Here is a 625-nt window from a genome sequence, read left to right as displayed (position 1 = left end):
TTGATGGTCGGGGGCGTTTTGTTATGAACAGAGCTTCCAGCGCCCCCCGCAGATGCTCCAGCCGTTTCGGGATGGTCCCGGGTGACGCCGTATTCCCCAGCACTATCATTTCCGTCGCGATAAACTGGAACGCGAACTTAAAGCTGATTTCTGACGCCGCTTTTTTGTGTTTTTCCGCTGCGCGCGTGGCCTCACGCCGTATCAGATTATAGGCCAGCAGCATGCCCCAGACCTCCTGTTCCAGCAACTCAACCTTACGGCTTCTCAGTACCAGCGCATTGTTCAGCAGGCTGCTTTTCAGGTTTCTGAACCCCACTTCGATTTCCCATCTTGAGTGGTAAAGCTCCGCCACCTCTTTTGCTTTATAACGGTCCGCCGGGAGCGATGTCAGCACCGTTTTCTCCACTCCGTTCACCTCATAAGTCACCGCCCGTGCATACCAGAACGCCGGCAGGGAAGGATTCTTTTTCCTTGCCTGTGGTGACACTTTCAGTTTCAGAAGCCTGTCTCCGGAACCATAGCTTTCTTCTGTCTCTGCCGCGATATTCTTCCACGCGGGCAGCAGCCAGTGGCGGTTACAACCCTGCAGGTTCAGCGTCAGCAGCAGGTCTGCGCTGTAGAACAG

Annotated in this window: 1 protein-coding gene; it reads right to left on the bottom strand. The window is 55.0% G+C overall.

Going from position 1 to position 625, the window contains the following annotated elements; all coding sequences use genetic code 11:
• Window positions 1–625: transposase (locus ACSZO4_RS25770; protein ID WP_437891921.1), on the bottom strand; the 625-nt coding region annotated here is incomplete at both ends.

The sequence above is a fragment of the Phytobacter sp. V91 genome (assembly GCF_965644225.1).
Taxonomy (GTDB): Bacteria; Pseudomonadota; Gammaproteobacteria; order Enterobacterales; family Enterobacteriaceae; genus CBFFRJ01.
Note: the sequence above shows the minus strand (reverse complement) of the source record. Positions and strands in the feature narration are given on the sequence as shown.